A 20,147-nucleotide genomic window follows, 5' to 3' on the forward strand; every position below is an offset into this window, starting at 1 on the left:
AAAGCAAATGTAAATTAAGGCAATTCCATTTGAATCTATCACCTTATAGGTCCAAAATGGGATAAATTTTCAGACACTTTGAGTCAATATGCATACATGCATACATTTCCCTTTTTCAAATTGGATTTTCCCTTTACTTTTACCAAAGCTCAATATTTGTCTTCAGCATTCTCAATTCAGATTCTATGAATAAAAGAAGTTTTCTAAAAAATCTTGGACTCGGCATCAGTTCCCTGCCCTTATTTTCATTTGCACCTGATCTATCTACAGAAGCTTCAACCTTACTTCCCCTACCGCTCAAAAAGGGAGACAAGGTAGGTATCATCAGCCCATCAGCTGCCACTGCAGACAGAATTCAGTTTCAATTTGCGCAGGAAACATTGGAAGCTTTGGGATTTGAAGTTCAGCTGGGGAAAAACCTGAAAAACAGACGAGGACACTTAGCAGGTACCGACGAAGAAAGAGCCAATGACCTGAATGAAATGTTTGCAGACCAGGATATCAAAGCTATTATTTGCATCAGAGGAGGTTCGGGTGCATCGAGGATTTTACCCTTGATTGACTATAAAACCGTCAAAAGGAATCCAAAACCCTTGATGGGATATTCAGACATTACGGCACTTCACAATGCCATACATGCCAAAACCGGCCTGATCACCTTCCATGGGCCAAATGGAACCGGAAGCTGGAACAGCTTTAATGTAAAGCAGTTTGAAAACATGTTTTTCAACCAACAATTAGTCACATTTGAAAATGAAGCAGTAAAAGGTGATGACCTGATTATCAAACAAAACAGGATTCAAACCATCAGTTCCGGGAAAGCAAAAGGGAAAATATTAGGCGGAAACCTTACCGTGCTAACAGCACTTTCAGGAACAACATATTTACCTGATTTCAAAAATGCCATCCTTTTCATTGAAGATATCGGGGAAGATCCTTACAAAATCGACAGGATGATGAGCACCCTCAAACTTAATGGGACATTGGACAAAATCAATGGTTTTATCTTTGGGCAATGTTCTGATTGCAGCCCCTCTGGAGGTTATGGAAGTTTGACGCTGGATGATATTTTGGATGATTATATTTTACCTTTGGGCATACCAGCCTACAAGGGTGCTATGATCGGACATGTTCCCAAGCAATTTATCGTTCCGGTCGGTGCAGAGGTAGAAATGGATGCGGACAATGGTACTTTCCGCATGCTTCATCCCATATTTAAAGCATAATTTAACTATGAAAACAATACTGCTAAGCCTCATGCTAATTTTGGGCCTTTCAGCCTGTGCAATTAAAACTACCGGATACTCAGATAAAAACATGAAAAAAACATACACTTACCTTGCCTTGGGAGATTCTTACACCATCGGAGAAGGAGTGGAAGAAGCAGGCCGATATCCTAACCAAACTGTAAATTTATTACAGGGAAAAGGAATCGACATGAATTTGAGCCAGATCATCGCCAAAACTGGCTGGACAACTGATGAATTGGAAAAGGGAATTGAATCAGCAGGAATTGAAGGCAATACTTACGACTTAGTTACTTTACTTATTGGGGTAAACAACCAATATAGAGGAAGAGATGTGGAAAACTATAAATCAGAATTCCGATTGCTGCTTCAGGATGCCATCAATTTTGCAAAAGGAAAAGCAGACCATGTGGTTGTCCTTTCCATTCCTGATTGGGGAGTGACCCCATTTGCTACAGAAAGAAATACAGATCAGGAAAAGGTAGCAAGAGAGATCAATATCTATAATCAGGCTAAAAAAGAAATCGCCCAGGAAATGGGAACCCATCATATAGACATCACCGAGCGGTACAGAGAAATAGGTGCCCTACCGGAAATGGTGGTGGAAGATAAACTGCACCCAAGTGCTCTAGTGTATCAGGAATGGGCAAGCCTCCTCGCCAAAATTATTGAAGAAAAAATGGCTTTTAAATAGGCCATTTTCCGTTTGTTGCTGATTTTTAAAATATTTTTGATTTTCAGCAAACTATGGCAGTAGAATTGTTGTATTACACATAAATAAAACTGCTAAAAAAATGAAAGCTTTGGTTGCTATAGGAATGATGATCTTATTACTTGCTATGATGTCCTGAGATTATTTTCAAATGTGATAGAAGGTGGGAAATATTAAGTGGGGTTTACCGTCAACAGCACAGGAAAACAACTTAAATTTAAACCAAGACTCTCATATTCATTCTACTAAAACAGGATCAAAGGCATAAAATAAAAAAGGGAAGCTTATCGGCCTCCCTTTTTTGTTAACTTTTATGGATTATTTCTGTCCTTTGGGCAGTACATTAGAAATCAAAGATACTTTTTCAATGGGCTCTGAGGCATTAGAATAAATTCTTACCACGGAGTTTTGTTTCCCCATTTTTCCGGCAGAGTTGAAGACAACCTTCAATTCACCTTTAGCACCCGGCGCTACAGGTTCCTTTGGCCAATTTGGAGCAGTACATCCGCAGGTTACGGCAACATTAGAAATTACCAAAGGCGTATCCCCTGTGTTGGTGAAAACGAAAGTATGTTCTACCCTATCACCTTGTGTGATGTCACCAAAATCAATGGATTTTTCATTAAACTGTAAAACAGCTCCTTTTCTTTCTGTTTGAGCCTGTGCAGCAAATATTGCCAAGGCCATCACCGTTAATAAAAACAGCTTTTTCATGGTTATTGTATTTAGTTTTCGTTTTTTACTTATTCCAGGTTGCTAATATAAAACTTTGGATGAAAGTTTACCATAAACAACTCTTTCTTTGCTCTGGTCACAGCCGTGTACAGCCATCTGATATATTCAACGTTCACCATTTCATCTGTCAGGTAACCCTGATCCACAAATACAGCATCCCACTGTCCACCCTGTGATTTATGGCACGTCAATGCATACGCAAATTTCACCTGCAAGGCTGAAAGATAAGGATCCTTTTTGATCAATTCCATTCTTTCTGCTTTATTGGCCACATCTTGGTAATCCTCGGAAACCTGCCTGTACAATTCTTTGTATTGCTCAGGACTAAGGGATGGATGAGGACTATACAGCGTATCCATGATCACTTTGGCTTCGAAATAAGGTTCATCCGGATAATCCAGCAACCTCAATTCCAACGTCGCAAATCTCAGGCCATACATTTCTTCAAAGGATCTTATTTTCACTACTTCCACAAAATCCCCATTGGCAATAAAATTGACCTTGTCTGATTCTGCCATATAAGTATAGTTGTTTTTGACGATCATCAGCAGGTCCCCGGCACTGATTTCATCATCATAAAAGTGTATGGTTCGTCTAATATATTGATTATACTGAACTGCATTCTTGTTTGACCTGGTAATGATTACTGTATTCTCCAAGCCAAATTTATTGTAAGCATATCTCAATCCATCTTCCAACCTTTCGCCTGTCATTTTGTAAAAATCCTTAAACCCCGAGACTGTAAAACTTATTTCAGGTGTTTTGGAAAAAAGCTGATTGCGAAGAAAAGTGGCATTATACAAGATCCCGGATTCCAGTTGCTGCCGCATCACCTCAGTCAGCTCAATGGCATCGACCTTTAACCTGAAATGTCGGACCAAATAATCTCTTTCCAAAGCAGGGCTTAGGTTACTACCCACAGGTGGCAACTGTGCCGTATCCCCTACCAACATGAGCATGTTCGAGGATTCCTGATATACATAATGAATCAAATCCCTCAGAAGGCTTCGTCCGTTGAGCACTTCATCTGCCAGCATGGATGCCTCATCTACAATAAAGAGGGTGTCTTTATAATAATTCTTCACCAATTCAAATCCTCCCCCAAGATCACCACCCTGGTCTTTTGGCCTATAGATGATTTTATGGATGGTAAAGGCTGATTTCTGACTATAATTGCCCATTACTTTGGCTGCCCTTCCTGTTGGAGCCAAGAGCATAGATTTGATCTTTAACCTCGGAAGGATTTTTACAAGAGCAGAAATGAGGGAGGTTTTACCTGTTCCTGCATATCCTCTCAAAATGAAAGCGCCACCTTCAGCATTTTCCTGAAGGAGAAAGCTGTCCATTTTTTGAAAAAAGTCCTTTTGGCCTTGAGTTGGTTCAAAAGGAAAATTTTTAGCCAATAAAAATGAAGGCTTCAGCCCTCCTTCCTTATCTTTACCATTCATCTGATGACGAAGCTAAGCCTTATATGGGAAATTTGGAAAAAGAATTGGTAGATAAATTCGGCGGCAGACTTAGAACCCGAGTCAATGGTATTCTGATCCGAGACAATCATATCCTGATGATCAAACATAAAATGTCTGAAGACCGGTTCTTCTGGAATGTACCCGGTGGGGGGATGAAATTCGGCTCATCTGTTTCCGAAAACCTCATACGTGAATTTAAAGAAGAAACAGGACTTGAAATACAAATCAATGATTTTGTCTGTGCCCATGAATTTCTGGAGCCACCGCTACATGCCATCGAATTGTTTTTTACAGTAGAGCAAGTTGGAGGGCAACTCAAAATGGGACTTGATCCAGAGTTGGAATTAGGGGAGCAATTAATCACCGAAATTGACTATTTAAACCTCGAAAAACTAAGCTTGATCAAAAATGTTGAGAAACACCCCATCTTTTGGGGAATAAAATCACTAAATGATGTGGGAAAATGGAATGGATATTTTAATTTTGAAAATAATTCTATAAAATAGCACCTTGTAAAAATACCATCAACCTTTATAAAAGATTAAATCATCTCAAAAATGACGTTATCCAAAATTTTATCCGTTGTCTTCTTATTGGGCGCTCTTGGATTGGGCTACATGCTTTACAAAAGCGTAGACGATGTAGTGCAAAAAGAAAAAGAAATTGCAGCCATCGAATCCAGAATCATTGAAAAACTACAGATGCTAAGAGATGCTCAGATAGCTTACATCGCTGCTAACGGTGAATATGCAAGCAATTGGCAAGACCTAAAAAAATTCATTGAAGAAGGTGATATCTGGCTCGTGGAAAGAAAAGAAACTACCAAATTGTTGGAGTATGGTAAAGAAGAAACCACTGTGACTTTCGATACCCTTGGTTCTGTAACTGTGATGGACTCTTTGTTCAATGAAAGAAGATATCCAAACTTTAACTTGGAAAACCTTCACATCGTACCAGGTTCAGGAGGAAAGCAATTCGAATTCTTCGCTGACAAAATCGAAAGAAGCCAAAGAGAAATTGGTGTATTCGAAATCAGAGACCCGGATCCAATCAATCCTAAAAGAAGAGAAAACAATAAAGAAAAAGCTCTTAGGGTAGGATCTAGAACTGATTCCTCTACTTCGGGTAACTGGGAATAATATTGATCAAATCCACTGAAAATATTTTGAAAAAACTCTATTGCGATAAATATGATTCCAACTTGGTTTCGTATTTATCGCTTTTCTTATATGGTCACATCAGGATCCTTCTAGCAAAGGATGTCAACCAAAAGGTGGTTGCAGTACACACATGGAATTTATTGGCTTCTGCGGAAAACCCAATATCCAATGTATGGAAAGATGCCCTTTACCAAATGGATGTGCCCACTAAGGTTTATGTTCACAATCAATTGTTTTCACTGGTTCCTGGGGTTCTATACAACCAAGATTTTATGAATACCTATCTTTCCTTTGCGGGGGGGACAGAAACAGATTTCCAGTCTTTTGCAACAAGCCTTGAAACCAACAATTACCAATTAATAGGTGGGTTGGATAGCAGACTCTATCAACTTTTAAGTGAAGGAAAGACCGATATTCAGTTTCATCATGGCGCAAGTTCTTTTCTTGCCTACTGTCTGAACGAAAAACAAAACCTGCTTCCTCAGGAAATCTTCATTTATTTATTTGACAAAGCTTTTTATATAGCTGCTTTTAATAAGCAAGAACTGGTTTTGTTCAACAGGTTTGAAATTTCAAACAAAGAAAGTTTATTAAACTATGTTTCTGGAATAACCCAACAACTGAAACTAGATAGAAAACACTGTCGTTTTACTGTATTTGGGGAAATCAAGAATTACGGAATAACGCAGGATTGGGGTAAAGAATATTTTAAAAACTTCCTTTTGAAAGAACCTGAGATCAATCAACATTACCAACAAGGGACTGAAGCCTTTATAAATACAGGCCATTTCGAATCCCATTGGGAACTTATTTAGATTCAACACATGAAAAAAATTGCCATATTCCCTGGTTCTTTTGACCCATTTACCCAAGGACATCATGACATCGTTTTAAGGAGTCTCAATATTTTTGACGAAGTAATTATCGGTATAGGCTATAATTCCGCCAAAAAAAACAGGTATTTTGATATTGACCTGATGGTCGAAAAAATCTCCGGAATCTACAAAAGTGATCCAAGAGTGAGTGTGATTGTCTATAATGAACTTACCTCAACATTGGCAAAAAAACATGGCGCAAATTTCCTGATAAGAGGTCTAAGAAACACTACTGATTTCGAATATGAAAACGGTATAAGTCAAATGAACAAAAAATTAAATCCTGACTTGGAAACAGTGTTTTTAATCACTTCCCCACAATTTGCCGCAGTAAGTTCTACCATTATCAGGGAAGTTCACCGCTATGGCGGCGACATCAGCGAATTCCTTCCTTATGAGGTCTGAACCTTAGGAACCAACTTCAAAAATTGCTTATAGAGATGGCGCATGGAAGGATAGGAATTTACCAGGGCCACTTTAGCCTCATGGTGGGTTAACCACCTGATGTCTTCTATTCCTTCTTCTTTCTGTGGCTTCATTCCTAAGTCATCCATATTCTCCATCGCATACCAGTATGTTTTTTCAGTATGCTTTTCCTATTATGGGTGTAAGTATGCCAGGTTTTACAAATTTCAGGACCTAACTTAACTTTAATCCCACATTCTTCTTCTACCTCCCTGACAGCACACTCTTCGGGGGTTTCTCCTTTATCAAACTTTCCTTTAGGAAGGTCCCATTTTCCCAATCTATAAATAAAAAGCACATGCTTACTTTTTGTCACTACACCACCTGCAGCCTTTATGACTGTAAATCTGCTTTTGATAAAAGCCTTAATCTCTTTTTTATTTTTGGTCAAAATGGTTACACTGTCCAGATTCTTCAACTTCCTAGTTCTGAGCAAATATAAAAGCTTGATGATCACATCCTTGGTAGGCTCAATAATCAAAACATCTTCCTGGAAATTACAGGTCGCAGGAATATCAACAGGATGGTCATAGACACATTCGAAAGTCTTATCCTTAGGCAATTCATCTGCTGAAGCAATGTCCAATGGTTTGTCGTTGATAAAAATTTTCATAGCTGGGCTGGTTTGGCCAGATTTAAATCAATAAGGACCAAAAATGCATAAAAATTTTTATGCCTCACAATAGCCCCTTATTTTTTATCCTTTAATTTTGAAACATGGAACTTTACGACAAACAAATTGCCTCTCAGGTTGCTTCCCAATTGCTGAAAATTGAAGCAATCAGACTTCAACCCGAAAAGCCGTTTACCTGGGCATCAGGATGGAAGTCACCAATTTATTGTGACAATAGACTTTCCCTTTCATACCCAAAAGTCAGAAATTTCATCAAGGAAAGTCTGACAGAAGCCATCAAAGCCAACTTCCCTAAAGTAGAAGCCATCGCTGGAGTAGCGACGGCAGGCATTCCACAAGGCGCCTTAATCGCTGACGAAATGGAATTGCCCTTTCTATATGTCAGATCAAAACCAAAAGGACATGGTATGGAAAATATGATTGAAGGAAAAGTCACTCCAGGTCAAAAGGTTGTAGTGGTAGAAGATCTGGTATCCACAGGTGGCAGTTCTCTCAAGGCTGTCCAGGACCTTAAGCACGCAGGTTTTGAGGTATTGGGTATGGTGGCCATCTTCACCTATGGCTTTGATATTGCTGCTCAAAACTTTGAAGAAGCCGGCGTTAAATTGATTTGCTTGAGTGACTATGCAGCTATGTTACCCCAGGCATTGGAAAAAAATTACATCGATGATTTTGCCTTAACCTCATTAGTAGAATGGAGAGAAAATCCAGCTGCTTGGAGAGGTGTGGAATAATAACAAAAAAAAGGCAGCTAATCTCTTGAATTTGCTGCCTTTTGACTTCTTTTTTACCTAGATCCGTAATGATCTTCGTAATACTTCTGGTAGTTACCGGAGGTCACATTATCAAGCCAATCCTGATGGTCGAGATACCAGTCTATGGTTTTAGATATCCCTTCCTCAAATTGCAGACTTGGCTCCCAACCTAATTCTCTTTGAATCTTGGTAGCATCAATGGCATACCTCAGGTCATGCCCTGCCCTGTCTTTGACAAAAGTGATAAGCTTTTCAGAAGTTCCTGACAGTCTTCCGAGTTTCTCATCCATCTTTTGACACAATAAGCGGACAATATCTATGTTTTTCCACTCATTGAAACCACCAATGTTATAGGTTTCCCCACTTTTGCCCTGATGGAAAACTACATCTATTCCTCTTGCATGGTCTTCGACATACAGCCAATCCCTGATGTTCTCTCCTTTTCCATATACCGGCAATGGTTTGTTATTGCGGATATTATGGATACAAAGTGGGATGAGTTTTTCCGGAAACTGATTCGGACCATAATTATTGGAACAATTGGTAATGACCGTTCTCAATTTATAAGTGTTGGCATAAGCCCTGACAAAATGGTCTGATGAAGCCTTTGATGCGGAATAGGGAGACTGTGGATCGTATGGAGTTGTTTCTAGAAAAAAGCCACCGTCATCTAAAGACCCATACACCTCATCTGTTGATACATGGTAAAAAAGATGATTTGAATAGTCTTTCCAATAAGATTTGGCTGTGTTCAATAGATTCACAGTCCCTATCACATTGGTCTTCACAAAAGCCAACGGATCAGTGATCGACCTATCCACATGGGATTCCGCTGCTAAATGGATCACATCGGTAATCCGGTGGTTTTCGAACACCTTGACTAAGCCAGCCTCATCTAAAATATTGACTTTTTCAAAGGAGTAATTTGGGGCATTTTCTATTTCTTTCAAATTTTCCAGGTTTCCCGCATAAGTCAGGCAATCCAAATTGACAATATGGTATTCTGGGTATTTCTTAACAAAAAGTTTTACAACATGAGAGCCAATAAACCCGGCTCCACCTGTGATCAATATATTCTTTTTCATCTTATTACTTCATTCCCGATTTAAACATCAAACATGTATTGGTATCATTTCCCGTAATACTCATTGTACCAGCTCACAAAATTGGCAACACCTTGTTCTACTGGGGTACTCGGCTTGTAGCCAGTATCGCGCATAAGATCAGTGACATCCGCATAGGTCGCAGGCACATCTCCAGGCTGGAGTGGCAACATTTCTTTTACGGCTGTTTTCCCTAATGCTTTTTCCAGAGCACCAATATAATCCATCAGTTCAACAGGACTGGAATTACCGATATTGTACACTTTATATGGAGCATATGAACTGCCGGGATCTGGGTTATTTCCATCCCACTCCTTATTACCAACCGGAGGTCTGTCGGAAACACGCACAATTCCTTCGACAATATCTCCCACATAGGTAAAATCCCTTTTCATTTTCCCGTGATTGAATACCTGAATGGGTTCACCTTTGGATATGGCCTCAATAAAAAGGAATAAGGCCATATCCGGTCTTCCCCAAGGTCCATAGACTGTAAAGAACCTCAATCCTGTGGTTGGTATCTTAAACAAATGGCTGTAAGTATGAGCCATCAATTCATTGGATTTTTTGGATGCTGCATACAAACTCAAAGGATGGTCCACATTGTCAGAAGTGGAAAATGGCATCTGGGTATTGGCTCCATAGACTGAACTGGAAGAAGCATATACCAAATGCTTGACAGGATAGGCCCTGCAAGCTTCCAGAATATTCAAAAATCCGGTGATATTGGCTTCGATATAAGCATCCGGGTTGATCAAGGAATATCGCACACCTGCTTGAGCTGCCAAATTGACTACTACATCAATACCCTCCTGCTTAAAAATTTCCATCAATGCCTCTTTCTCACTCAGATCCATCTTAATAAACTTGTAGGATGGATATATAGTGGATTGAATTGGATGGTTGGCCTTAATCTTATATTTATCAATACCTGTATTTTCTAGCCTGGCATATTTAAGATTGATATCATAGTAATCATTGATGTTATCAATCCCGATTACTTCATCTCCCCTATCCAAAAGTTTCTTGGCCAAATGGAATCCAATAAAGCCTGCAGTTCCGGTAATTAAATATTTCATTTATTATTCAGCTTAACTTTTTAAAACCGTGTAAATATGTTTAAAATTTCAAGAAATCATCCTTTTTCCTCGGCCAAAAGTCTTTGGTAATTTTCCAAAATCAATTGATGGATATTTACCCTTTGATATTTTTGAAGGATATCTGCATATAGATTGTCTGCCAAGGATTGCATATAGTCCCTCTTGACAAAGGCAAATTCCAAGGCCTCTTTTAAAATTTCTGTTTTTTTCACAGGAAAAACCAGACCCGTTTTTTTATTGGTGATGACATCAACATTACCGATAATGTCAGAACAAATGACAGGAACCTGCATTGCACCGGCTTCTAACAAAACATTGGGAAAGCCTTCCCTATGGGAAGGATGGACCAAGATATCCGCCAAAGCCAAATAATGGGGAACATGATCCGTCCACTCTATCTGAACTATTCTTGGATGATCCTGAATTTTCCTGACAATTTCATCCTTGATAGGATTAAGCTCTTGCTCAAAAGAACCTAAAAGAACCAGTTTGCCATATTTGACAACCTTGGAAGCCAAGAATGCCTCTACCAACTCCTCGATCCCCTTATCCTTTACCAGTCTTCCAACTGCCAAAATCAAAAAATCATTTTCCGATGGGGTTATCCGCATTGTCGCGGCAATCAGGTGGTTTTCTGCCAATGCGCCTCGGTTAAATTTCTCTAGATCAACACCATTGGAAGACCCTTCACCGATTATCTTAACTTTGGTAGGTTCCAGCAAGCCTTCTTTAAGCATAAATTCTTTCAGAGAATGAGAATTTGGCCATACCTCTGTCGCAAACCTGTAGGTCAGCTTTTCCATGGCTATAAGCAATTTTTTCTTGTTCTTTTCAGCTACCATATAGGGCATCCCTGCAACGGTATGAATCCTGATTTTCACTCCTGCTAACTTTGCGGCCAACATGGACAAGAGTCCTGCTTTTGGGGTATGGGAATGGACGATATCGGGTTTCTCTCTCTTAAAAAGCCTATAAAGCAACCAAAGACAATATAAATCTTTGAAAGGTGTGATTTTTCTGGTAAAGGGAATGATTTCATGCAGAACACCTTCTCTTTTAGTCACTTCATTCACTTCTCTACCGTCCGCACTGACCATCAAAACCTCCCATCCAGCCTCTTTCATAAACTTCATCTGTCCTGCCAATAAAAGTTTTAGGGAAAGTGGAACAGTGGTAATACGTATTAGTTTTGGCATACAGCTTTTTACATTTTAAAATGACAAAGATACTGTTTTATTGCTTTCTGAGTGGAAGAAAATTGAAAAAATGAAAGGAGGTATAACTCAAAACTTATTAGAAATCATAGATCGGAAACCTTTTATTCCAAACACATCATTTCCCCTTTATGATGCCCCAATTAAGGATTTAAACCCAAAAAGAAAAGCAATTCATTCACAAAATATTAGTGAATTCAATCAATTTTCGCAAAATCACATTATAATTATCTGGTTATAAAATGACTCATTTCACCACCTCAAACTCATATACGATTCTGTGTTCATATGTCTGTCCAGGATCTAATCTTGCTGAAGGGAATTGGGGATTATTGGGAGAATCAGGGAAATACTGAGGTTCAAGGCAGAGTCCAAAGTTTTGGGTATAGCTTACGCCCTCGGTAATCTGCTTGCCATCCAAAAAATTCCCGGAATAAAACTGTACTCCCGGCATATTTGAATGAAGTATCATTTTTCTTCCTGAAGCTTGATGGAATAGTTCTGCCATTTTGGTCAATACCCCATCATGCTGTTGCTTGATCACAAAATTATGATCATACCCCCTCCCCGTTTCTGAGATTCTTTCACCTATTTGATGAGGAATTGTAAAATCAAAAGGTGTTCCGGCAACGGGTAAAATTTCACCGGTCGGAATCAATCCTTCACCCACAGGGGTATAATGGTCCGCAAAAATGGTCAGCTCATGGTTGAGAATATTTTCTTTCATCCCGCTCAGGTTAAAATATCCGTGATGTGTCAGGTTCACAATCGTTGGCTGATCGGTTTCAGCATTAAATGTAATGTTCAATTTGTTGTTTTTTTCAAGAACAAATGTCAGAGTCGTAGTCAAAGAACCTGGATATCCTTCTTCACCATCAGAACTGACATAGGTCATTTTTACACCTACTGCATCTTTGAGTTCAATCACCTCCGCATCCCAAAATTTCCTATTGAAACCTTGGACACCTCCATGAAGGTGATTTTCGCCATTATTGATGGTCAAAGAATAAGACTTCCCATCCAATTCAAATTGACCTCTGTCAATCCTATTGGCATACCTTCCAGCTGTAGCACCAAAAAAGTAGGTATCATTCAGGAAATCTTCTGGTTTATTGTAAGTCAAGAGAACATTTTCCAAATTACCGTCTTTATCTGGGACTATGATTTTTGATAAGATCCCACCATAACTCAGCAACTCTACTTCCATCCCGTTACCATTTTTCAATTGAAATACTTTAGCGGATTTTCCTTCCATGTCAATGGTCCTCACATTGATATCAAAACTTACTTCTTGCATGGTTTCTTCTTTTGCTTTCTCTTGACAAGAAAAGCACATTAAGGTGATAATTAAAAACAGAAATTGGGGAATTCGAAACATAACTGCTGGTTTTTCAAGTAATTTATAACTAAATACCCGAAATCCCTGCCATTTATAGGAACTATTTAACATCCACTTTTTGTATGGCTTTATTTTTGGATAAGCTGCTTAAAAAACGTTAACCAACTATGAAAAAAATCATTCTATTTGCAGCCGCCGCTGCTATGCTCACTGCCTCCTGTGTTTCCAAGAAGAAATACGTGGAGTTGCAAAATGATCTTTTCCGAACCGAAGCTACGCTGGCTGAGACTAGAACCGAAAAAGACGCCTTAGAGGCTGAAAAAAGGATTTTGGAAGACAGAATGGGCAGAATCCAAGCAAGAGTTGATGAATACAATGCCCGTATCAATTCTTTAAGAAGTGAAAATGATGCCATGTTCAGTTTGGATGGAAAAACTCCAATGTCCACCAATACAAAACAAAAGCTCAACGCTACTTTAGCCAAAGTTGACCCCAATGATTTGGCAAACGCCAAAACCATGGAGGATTCTGTAAATCTTGCCATTTCCTACAACTTAAAGAAGTCCATTTCAGATGGTTCTCCTGAGCAGGATGAAGACATTTCTATCAGTGTGGACAAAACTGTCGTGATGATCAATGTTTCCGACAGACTTTTATTCAACACCGGTTCTTATCAGGTTTCTAGAAATGCTGATGGTTTATTGAAGAAACTTGCTGAAGTCATCAACGCCGAACCCGCAGTTGAAGTGATGATCGAAGGCCATACAGATCCTAGAAGCATACAGACTGGTGTCCTTCAGGATAACTGGGATCTCAGCGTAAAAAGAGCTACTTCAATAGTAAGATTGCTACAGAATAAATATGACGTAGCACCTGAGAAATTGATTGCAGCAGGTAGATCCAGCTACATCCCTGTAGCAGACAACAACAGTTTGGAAAACATGGCCAAAAACAGAAGAACTAGAATTGTTATCATCCCTGACCTGGACAAGTTCTTTGCCATGATTGAATAATCAAACAACAATCCTGATGATTGCTTTAAATCAGCAAAAAGATTTGAAGTTTATTGTTTGGAAAAACTTTTTAAACCGCGATTAAGCCCTAACTTTTTTAACTCAGATCCCCTCTTTCGACCGTTTAGGGGGGATTTTTTCACCTAGTGATTATCAATCCTGATATATAGGGCCTTGAAAAAAGTGAATCAAAAAAGCACAATGGAAAATTCCATTGTGCTTTTTTGATGTAAAGGACATTATTCCTTTTAATATTGAACACTATAAACCTGAAGAAATTCCCTCTGAAAATACGTCTAAGAGAAATCTTCTAATATTTTATATTCAATTACTTGATATACAATTGATTAAACAACAATTTGAAGGTATTGTGCGCCTGAGCTCTGAAAGTGATTTCAGGACCAAAGGCATACAATTTTCCTTTGCCAATAGGAGCTTCGAAAGCGACTACCCCATTTTTGAGGTAAGACTCACCCCAAGCCCAACCAGATACCAAAGGAGATTCAGTGCCAAACCAAGCCAAAGGTCTTACACCCTGTAATAGGGCATCGGGGGCCAGGTTGAAAACCGGGCTATTATTGAAGACCATGTTAGCGGATTCGCCCATACCCCAATTTGCCGGATGGGTCGAATCCAAATGAGCTTCAAGAATACTTCCAGGTATATAATACTTATCTCCTGTAAGCTGTCTTTCCCTGCCATCAGGTAATTTTTCCATCAAAGCATTGGTCACTGGTAGTCCAAGATCATAGGCTAATGAAGTACTGGCTCCTACTGCCACAACATTGCCTCCGTCTTCCATGAATTTCTTCAATTGTGGAACTGACTTTTCTTTGGTCAAAGCTCCCAATAACTTATGGTATTGCACATCGATTTCTTCAGGTTTTGGTTGGCCACCCCAACTTCTCACTGTTCCAGGAGCACCTGGACCAATGAAGAGGATCACATCATATTTAGCCTTTAGATTACCATTGTCAATATCCTGAGGATAGACCACTTGGAAAGGAAAATGGTATTGCTCCAACATCCATCTCACCCATCCAGAAGGCATGGAACCTCCATAATGGTCAAAAAAAGCTATTCTTGCCGGGTTGATTTTTACTGATCCAGAAGGACGGGACCCTGCAACCAATTTTACACCAAATTCTTTCGCTGCTTTTTCCAATACAGCTTTACTCCCGGAAACATGGAAACTTCCAGCCGGCATTCCAGCAACGGCTTGTGTAGTTCTATAAACATTTGCACCTGATTTCAACAGGTCATTGACTGCAATAAATGCGTTATTACCTCTTGCATCGATCAAGAAACCAGAACCTCCAGGAACGCGCTGTGCTGGAAAAGCTTCTACCTGTCCATAAGGCAATGCTTCAAAAGGTCCATCAAAACCTTCCAAAATCCTGTCAAATTCTACCCCCATTTGGAATGCCAATGTCCAGCCTGCCGCATCGTAAGGACGTTTTGGAGGACCTCCTGGATATTCAAAATCATTAGGGTGATCTTGTGACTCAAACATGTCTATCACGTGAGGACGGAAGGCTTGAGCTGCTTTTACCACATATGATCCTGCAGGATATTGCTTACCGTTCACTGAAAAAGTTGAAGTCGCCTTATGTACCTGAATTCCTGATTTGATCAAAGCATTGATAAATCTTACCGCTGTAGGGAAGTCAGCCTGATCAGCTGAGAGGATAAATCCTCTTGGGTCACGTAAATTAGGATCTTTGAAAACAGTATCGAAATATTTGGTCGGAAGACCGCTTCTCATGCCATAATAGGCCATTTCCGGATCATCAGCACTGGCTTTTTCTTTGGCTTTGTCGAATGCAGTCTGAACAGCAGCAGATCTTTTTGGGTACTTGGTCCAATGGTCCATATTGCCTTTTTCAATACTGTTACGGCCCATTTTATAAATATTGTGCAATAGTGCATCTGCATTTCTGCTGGCATAATCCAACACTGCATAATTCATGGAAACAGAATAGTCTATTGATTTTTTGAAATTCCAAGGCTGCGGCTCGATTGGATAAGGCGTCGCATGGGTTGGAATAAGACGCTCAGGCACCAAAGGAATCTCAGAAGGGGTAGGTCCACCTGTTGTTTCTGTCAAAATACCGATCATATTGTGGAAATAAGGAGTTGTTCTAAGTCCTCCATTCCACCAGGAAGAGAACACTGAGCCGCCCAATCGGGTATATCCAGGCTTGCCCTCCAAATTTAATCTATTGATCATGGCAGCACCTACACCATCCAAACTGGTCATGATCAATGGATCGAACACGTGGTTAAATGGATCTCGGTAAGGAGGACCCGCAACCACAGTACCAGCTGGGGATGTTTGGTGGTGGTTAAAAATAACCTGGGGTAACCATTCCACGTATTGCTGCATCGAGGTATTGGTGGTTTCTTTCATGTTATTCATGAAGAAATCTCTGTTATTGTCATGTCCAACATACTTTTGGTACATGTAAGGCGTACGCATATCCCTCTTTTTTACGTCACTTGGCCCCATATACCAATTGGTCACGATCTCGTGCCCATCAGGGTTGGTATGTACCACCAAAATAATGACATCGTTGAGGATTCTCATATTTTCCTCATCTGTTCGGGTCAAGAGATCATAAACAGTTGGAATTAATTGGTGCGAGCCTACTGTCTCAGTTGAGTGCAGACCACCATCGATCCATACAACTGGTTTGCCTTCCGCTACCAGTTGCAAGGCTTCCGCCTCACTTACTTCTGCACGGCCAAGTTTCTGGGAGATTTCTTTGTATCTATCAAGCTTCTGATGATTTTGGGGAGAGGTAATGATCAACATTGGCATTTGACGCCCCTCTTCTGTCTCCCCTATTTCCACAAATTTCGCCCTGTCTGACAAGTCTGCCACTTTTCTAAAGTAGGCATCTGTGGCCGTGAAGGTGGCCAATTTATAATCCTCTCCTATGTCAAAACCGAAATGTTCTTTTGGAGTGGGGATTTTCTGTGCCATGGCAATAGACATGGTAAACCAGCCCAATAATGCCACTAAGAAGTATAATTTTCTCATAAGTGAATGTATTTTGGAATAACCCTCAATTTAACGGTGAATCACTTCCAAACAAAAGCATGCAACATATTCGGAAAGAAAAAGGGTTAATTGGTAAGAAATAGCCCAGTCATTTATTTAAATTTGTTTAGAGTAAAATTTAAGTCCTGATTTAGAGGAAAAAATCCAGGCGTTTTTAACAAAGTAACGGTTACATTGTTTACACTTAAAAATCACTATTATGAACAAAATATTAATCTACATTCACATTTTGCTGGCAGGATTGCTTGGTTGGTTTTTTTCTGAAGAGGAAAAAACAGTCAGTACCACTGACATCACCCTTTGTCATACCGGACCTTCTGAAATGATTGCCTTTTTGGATGATCCAAAATTTGTCGCCCTTCACCCGGCTCCTATTGCTTTTGATTTCGAAGGTTTAGGTGAAATGGTAAGCTTCCCTGCTGCTGATGGAAAAGATGCTTCAGGATACTTAATCCGCGCCAAAGAAGCTTCTAATCAGTGGTTATTTGTCTACCAGGAATGGTGGGGATTGAATGACAATATCAAAGAAGAAGCAGATAAATTCTATAATGATCTGGGAGGAAAAGTCAATGTAATTGCCTTGGACATGTATGACGGCAAAGTCACATCCAATCCTCAGGAAGCAGGAGGTTTCATGAGAGGAGTAGAGGAATCAAGATTGGAAAACATTGTAATGGCTGCCAAGTCATTTGCAGGCACTGATGCAAAAATTGCCAATGTTGGATGGTGCTTTGGAGGCGCATGGTCCCTGAAGTCTGCCCTTCTTTTAGGCAATCAAAATATCGGTTCGATCATCTATTATGGCATGCCGGTGAGAGATGTGGAGCAACTTAAAAACTTGAACTCTGATGTTTTGGGTCTGTTTGCCACAGAAGAATACATTTCTAAAGCCGTAATTGAAGAATTTGCTGACGCCATGGAAAAAGCAGGTAAAGACCTGAACTACAAAATCTTTGATGCAGTACATGGATTTTCCAATCCTTCTAATGCCAAGCACGATAAAGAAGCTACTAAAGAAGCTTACGGAATGGCCTTGAGCTATCTTCAGTCCAAATTCAACTGATAAACCATTTCATTACAAGAAAAAGAAGAGACCAAGTAGCTGTTGATTTCAACAGCACTTGGTCTTTTTCTTTGAAGGTTGCTAGCCTCCTATCTTCATCAAATGGATTTTCTTAAAATTTGAGAGAGAGTCCCAACATCAATTGCTGGAACCTGAAATCCCCTTCTCCGGTAAACACATTATCGATATCGACTCTTTGCCCATTGAGTACCCTTTCATACCTCAAATCCAAGCCAAGATTACCCAAGTTAAGCCCAACACCGAATTGATAGCCGGCATTGTATTGATCAAAATCGAAATCACGGAGTTCATCCTCAAGGTAGTAGTGGAAAGATGGCCCCGCGAATACTGTCAAAGGGCCTAACACATTTATACCCACCAATACCGGAGCATCCAGCCTTTGGGTGACGAGCTGAACTGTATTGATTTCAGACTTTAAGTTGGTATAATTCAACTCAGGTCTTAGATAAACCGGTCCAAGGGGAACTTTGCCGAAAACACCCAAATGGTAACCTAAATTCCTCATAGGATCTCCCCAAATAGCTTCCGCATCTTTGAAGTATTTCCCGCTTGAATTGTAATTCAATCCGGCCTTGATGCCGAAACCGCCGCCTGATTGCGCAGCCGCTGGCTGATAAAATACCAAAAACCCTACAAGAAGGATGATGGAAGTTCTCAAAATAGTTTTCATAATTGGTCTAGTTAATAGTTGGTTTAAAACAATTTGCTTGTAGCTTTTAAAGAAATTTAACCTATTGATGCAAACACCTTGCTCCTTTCCACTGTTAGTAGAACATAGAAAGAAGGATAATCGACATTGTAGAAACAGGAATTTGTTTCTACAATTGATCTTAAAAGCATCTGATCCAAAATTGTGCCTCAAAATTCAAAGCATTTAAAAATCGGTATTTTCAATATGACAAACTTCGAAAAAACCCTATTACTGGCTTTTATTCAACTATTTAGTCTTGCTTTTGTCAGCTGCTCAAAAGCTGAAAACAAGAGTGAGCAAGTGACAATGGAACAAAGTCCGGAAGATTATGCAGGAAGAAAAGCCCTCGCTACTTTTGCGGGCGGATGTTTTTGGTGCATTGAAGCACCTTTTGAAGGTGTGAATGGGGTCATTTCGGTGATTTCCGGATATTCAGGAGGAAAAGAAAAAAATCCAACTTACGGTGATGTTTCCAATGGCAAAACCAGCCATAGGGAAGCCGTTCAGATCACCTTTGATCCAGATGTGATCAGCTACAGTGAGCTTTTGGACATATTCTGGCAACAATTTGACCCCACAGATGAGGGCGGTTCCTTTTATGACAGAGGGTTTCAGTATAGTTCAGCTGTATTTTACCATAACAATCAACAAAAAGAAGTAGCTGAAGCATCGATCAAAAGACTGGAGAAAGCGAAGATTTTCGACAAACCGATTGTAACACCTCTAATCAAGTATGGTAATTTTTATCCTGCAGAGGATTACCATCAAGATTACTACAAAAAGAACCCAACAGAGTATTATGCTTATAGAAAAGGGTCAGGAAGAGATGCCTTTATTGCTGCACATTGGCCTGATAAACTAGAGGAAAAATATAAAAAGCCTTCAGATGCTGAGTTGAAAAAGAAGCTGACCAAACTTCAATATGCAGTAACCATGCATGAAGAAACCGAGCGGGCATTTGCGAATGAATACAATGACAACAAAGAAGAAGGTATCTATGTCTGTGTGGTGTCGGGCGCTCCTCTTTTCAGTTCTAAAGACAAATATGAATCCTATTCAGGTTGGCCAAGCTTCACCAAACCCATCGACGCAAGGCTGATTGATAAACCTGTAGACAGTTCCTTTGGTATGACAAGAGTTGAAGTCAGGAGTAAACTTGGTAACTCTCATCTCGGCCACGTATTTAATGACGGACCTAACCCAACCAATCTACGTTATTGTATGAATTCCGCTGCCATGCGCTTTGTCCCCAAAAAGGATATGGAGAAAGAGGGTTATGGGGCTTGGTTGTGGGTTCTGGATTGAGCCCACTTCTTCTTGAACACCCACTGTTAAACATGCTCTTCTGGATTTGTAATCATGCTGGGGGTGTCCGAAAAGTCGAGACACCCTTTTTTTATTGTTGATCTTCTCTAAAATTATTATTTTAGAGTTGAACAAAATACAACAATGTCTAAGGTAGTTTTTAAAAATCAGACTGGCAATTG

General features: G+C 39.7%; 18 protein-coding genes and 1 pseudogene. 10 read left to right on the forward strand and 9 right to left on the reverse strand.

Annotated elements, in window-relative coordinates:
• Positions 1-185: 185 nt before the first annotated feature.
• Positions 186-1,226, forward strand: a complete 1,041-nt coding sequence (locus ACFFIP_RS08935) for a S66 peptidase family protein (RefSeq protein ID WP_382387259.1) — start codon at positions 186-188, stop codon at positions 1,224-1,226.
• A gap of 91 nt (positions 1,227-1,317) precedes the next feature.
• Complete coding sequence (locus tag ACFFIP_RS08940; protein ID WP_382387260.1) at positions 1,318-1,941, forward strand: SGNH/GDSL hydrolase family protein; 624 nt, start codon at positions 1,318-1,320, stop codon at positions 1,939-1,941.
• A 336-nt stretch (positions 1,942-2,277) separates the two neighbouring features.
• On the opposite strand, the gene ACFFIP_RS08945 is transcribed toward ACFFIP_RS08940, so the two are convergent.
• Together ACFFIP_RS08945 and ACFFIP_RS08950 are read right to left on the reverse strand one after the other, a co-directional pair.
• Complete coding sequence (locus ACFFIP_RS08945) at positions 2,278-2,673, reverse strand: DUF1573 domain-containing protein (protein WP_382387261.1); 396 nt, start codon at positions 2,671-2,673, stop codon at positions 2,278-2,280.
• Positions 2,674-2,702: 29 nt separating this feature from the next.
• Entirely contained in the window at positions 2,703-4,142 is a 1,440-nt protein-coding gene (locus tag ACFFIP_RS08950; RefSeq protein WP_382387262.1) for an ATP-dependent DNA helicase, read from the reverse strand.
• A gap of 23 nt (positions 4,143-4,165) precedes the next feature.
• On the opposite strand from ACFFIP_RS08950, the gene ACFFIP_RS08955 reads away from it, so the two are divergent.
• Genes ACFFIP_RS08955 through coaD form a run of 4 tightly spaced genes read left to right on the forward strand, consistent with a single transcriptional unit; the run spans position 4,166 to position 6,603 of the window.
• A complete protein-coding gene (locus ACFFIP_RS08955; RefSeq protein WP_382387263.1) occupies positions 4,166-4,669 on the forward strand; it encodes an NUDIX domain-containing protein in 504 nt (167 codons plus the stop codon).
• 51 nt (positions 4,670-4,720) lie between these two features.
• Positions 4,721-5,302 (forward strand): hypothetical protein, encoded by a 582-nt coding sequence (locus tag ACFFIP_RS08960; RefSeq protein ID WP_382387264.1) that lies wholly within the window; start codon positions 4,721-4,723, stop codon positions 5,300-5,302.
• Between the two features lie 26 nt (positions 5,303-5,328).
• Complete coding sequence (locus ACFFIP_RS08965; RefSeq protein WP_382387265.1) at positions 5,329-6,138, forward strand: DUF3822 family protein; 810 nt, start codon at positions 5,329-5,331, stop codon at positions 6,136-6,138.
• A 9-nt stretch (positions 6,139-6,147) separates the two neighbouring features.
• Positions 6,148-6,603, forward strand: a complete 456-nt coding sequence (gene coaD / locus ACFFIP_RS08970; protein WP_382387266.1) for a pantetheine-phosphate adenylyltransferase — start codon at positions 6,148-6,150, stop codon at positions 6,601-6,603.
• Here coaD and ACFFIP_RS08975 read toward each other — a convergent pair.
• A pseudogene (locus ACFFIP_RS08975) lies at positions 6,591-7,276 on the reverse strand (NUDIX hydrolase). The gene coaD and the pseudogene ACFFIP_RS08975 overlap by 13 nt on opposite strands.
• 104 nt (positions 7,277-7,380) lie before the next feature.
• On the opposite strand from ACFFIP_RS08975, the gene pyrE reads away from it, so the two are divergent.
• Positions 7,381-8,031, forward strand: coding sequence for an orotate phosphoribosyltransferase (pyrE, locus tag ACFFIP_RS08980; protein ID WP_382387267.1), 651 nt, complete (start codon positions 7,381-7,383; stop codon positions 8,029-8,031).
• Between the two features lie 53 nt (positions 8,032-8,084).
• Here the strand turns inward: pyrE and rfbB are convergent, their stop codons facing one another.
• The 4 genes from rfbB to ACFFIP_RS09000 form a co-directional block, all read right to left on the reverse strand.
• On the reverse strand, positions 8,085-9,137 hold the full coding sequence (gene rfbB / locus ACFFIP_RS08985; RefSeq protein ID WP_382387268.1) for a dTDP-glucose 4,6-dehydratase: 1,053 nt from the start codon (positions 9,135-9,137) through the stop codon (positions 8,085-8,087).
• A gap of 44 nt (positions 9,138-9,181) precedes the next feature.
• Positions 9,182-10,234 carry an NAD-dependent epimerase gene (locus ACFFIP_RS08990; RefSeq protein ID WP_382387269.1) on the reverse strand — a complete coding sequence of 351 codons (1,053 nt, stop codon included), beginning with the start codon at positions 10,232-10,234 and terminating at the stop codon, positions 9,182-9,184.
• A gap of 56 nt (positions 10,235-10,290) precedes the next feature.
• Positions 10,291-11,451, reverse strand: a complete 1,161-nt coding sequence (locus ACFFIP_RS08995) for a glycosyltransferase family 4 protein (protein ID WP_382387270.1) — start codon at positions 11,449-11,451, stop codon at positions 10,291-10,293.
• 265 nt (positions 11,452-11,716) lie between these two features.
• Positions 11,717-12,766, reverse strand: a complete 1,050-nt coding sequence (locus ACFFIP_RS09000; protein ID WP_382387271.1) for an aldose epimerase family protein — start codon at positions 12,764-12,766, stop codon at positions 11,717-11,719.
• Between the two features lie 209 nt (positions 12,767-12,975).
• On the opposite strand from ACFFIP_RS09000, the gene ACFFIP_RS09005 reads away from it, so the two are divergent.
• A complete protein-coding gene (locus ACFFIP_RS09005) occupies positions 12,976-13,821 on the forward strand; it encodes an OmpA/MotB family protein (protein WP_382387272.1) in 846 nt (281 codons plus the stop codon).
• 328 nt (positions 13,822-14,149) lie between these two features.
• Here ACFFIP_RS09005 and ACFFIP_RS09010 read toward each other — a convergent pair whose 3' ends face one another.
• A complete protein-coding gene (locus ACFFIP_RS09010; protein WP_382387274.1) occupies positions 14,150-16,864 on the reverse strand; it encodes a M14 family metallopeptidase in 2,715 nt (904 codons plus the stop codon).
• A gap of 220 nt (positions 16,865-17,084) precedes the next feature.
• Between ACFFIP_RS09010 and ACFFIP_RS09015 the strand changes: the two genes are divergently transcribed.
• Positions 17,085-17,948 (forward strand): dienelactone hydrolase family protein, encoded by an 864-nt coding sequence (locus tag ACFFIP_RS09015; RefSeq protein ID WP_382387275.1) that lies wholly within the window; start codon positions 17,085-17,087, stop codon positions 17,946-17,948.
• Positions 17,949-18,060: 112 nt separating this feature from the next.
• On the opposite strand, the gene ACFFIP_RS09020 is transcribed toward ACFFIP_RS09015, so the two are convergent.
• Entirely contained in the window at positions 18,061-18,639 is a 579-nt protein-coding gene (locus tag ACFFIP_RS09020) for an outer membrane beta-barrel protein (RefSeq protein ID WP_382387276.1), read from the reverse strand.
• Between the two features lie 225 nt (positions 18,640-18,864).
• Here ACFFIP_RS09020 and msrB point away from each other — a divergent pair, with 225 nt between their 5' ends.
• Positions 18,865-19,965 (forward strand): peptide-methionine (R)-S-oxide reductase MsrB, encoded by a 1,101-nt coding sequence (gene msrB / locus ACFFIP_RS09025; RefSeq protein ID WP_446685328.1) that lies wholly within the window; start codon positions 18,865-18,867, stop codon positions 19,963-19,965.
• Positions 19,966-20,147 lie beyond the last annotated feature (182 nt).

It is taken from the genome of Fontibacter flavus, assembly GCF_042432905.1.
Taxonomy (GTDB): Bacteria; Bacteroidota; Bacteroidia; order Cytophagales; family Cyclobacteriaceae; genus Fontibacter; species Fontibacter flavus.

What these genes read in the sequence shown, in the direction of transcription:
- ACFFIP_RS08935 (WP_382387259.1), top strand. Translation starts at nt 186, where the DNA reads ATGAATAAAAGAAGTTTTCTAAAAAATCTTGGACTCGGCATCAGTTCC.
- ACFFIP_RS08940 (WP_382387260.1), top strand. Translation starts at nt 1,318, where the DNA reads ATGAAAAAAACATACACTTACCTTGCCTTGGGAGATTCTTACACCATC.
- ACFFIP_RS08945 (WP_382387261.1), bottom strand. Translation starts at nt 2,673, where the DNA reads ATGAAAAAGCTGTTTTTATTAACGGTGATGGCCTTGGCAATATTTGCT.
- ACFFIP_RS08950 (WP_382387262.1), bottom strand. Translation starts at nt 4,142, where the DNA reads ATGAATGGTAAAGATAAGGAAGGAGGGCTGAAGCCTTCATTTTTATTG.
- ACFFIP_RS08955 (WP_382387263.1), top strand. Translation starts at nt 4,166, where the DNA reads ATGGGAAATTTGGAAAAAGAATTGGTAGATAAATTCGGCGGCAGACTT.
- ACFFIP_RS08960 (WP_382387264.1), top strand. Translation starts at nt 4,721, where the DNA reads ATGACGTTATCCAAAATTTTATCCGTTGTCTTCTTATTGGGCGCTCTT.
- coaD (WP_382387266.1), top strand. Translation starts at nt 6,148, where the DNA reads ATGAAAAAAATTGCCATATTCCCTGGTTCTTTTGACCCATTTACCCAA.
- pyrE (WP_382387267.1), top strand. Translation starts at nt 7,381, where the DNA reads ATGGAACTTTACGACAAACAAATTGCCTCTCAGGTTGCTTCCCAATTG.
- rfbB (WP_382387268.1), bottom strand. Translation starts at nt 9,137, where the DNA reads ATGAAAAAGAATATATTGATCACAGGTGGAGCCGGGTTTATTGGCTCT.
- ACFFIP_RS08990 (WP_382387269.1), bottom strand. Translation starts at nt 10,234, where the DNA reads ATGAAATATTTAATTACCGGAACTGCAGGCTTTATTGGATTCCATTTG.
- ACFFIP_RS08995 (WP_382387270.1), bottom strand. Translation starts at nt 11,451, where the DNA reads ATGCCAAAACTAATACGTATTACCACTGTTCCACTTTCCCTAAAACTT.
- ACFFIP_RS09000 (WP_382387271.1), bottom strand. Translation starts at nt 12,766, where the DNA reads ATGCAAGAAGTAAGTTTTGATATCAATGTGAGGACCATTGACATGGAA.
- ACFFIP_RS09005 (WP_382387272.1), top strand. Translation starts at nt 12,976, where the DNA reads ATGAAAAAAATCATTCTATTTGCAGCCGCCGCTGCTATGCTCACTGCC.
- ACFFIP_RS09010 (WP_382387274.1), bottom strand. Translation starts at nt 16,864, where the DNA reads ATGAGAAAATTATACTTCTTAGTGGCATTATTGGGCTGGTTTACCATG.
- ACFFIP_RS09015 (WP_382387275.1), top strand. Translation starts at nt 17,085, where the DNA reads ATGAACAAAATATTAATCTACATTCACATTTTGCTGGCAGGATTGCTT.
- ACFFIP_RS09020 (WP_382387276.1), bottom strand. Translation starts at nt 18,639, where the DNA reads ATGAAAACTATTTTGAGAACTTCCATCATCCTTCTTGTAGGGTTTTTG.
- msrB (WP_446685328.1), top strand. Translation starts at nt 18,865, where the DNA reads ATGACAAACTTCGAAAAAACCCTATTACTGGCTTTTATTCAACTATTT.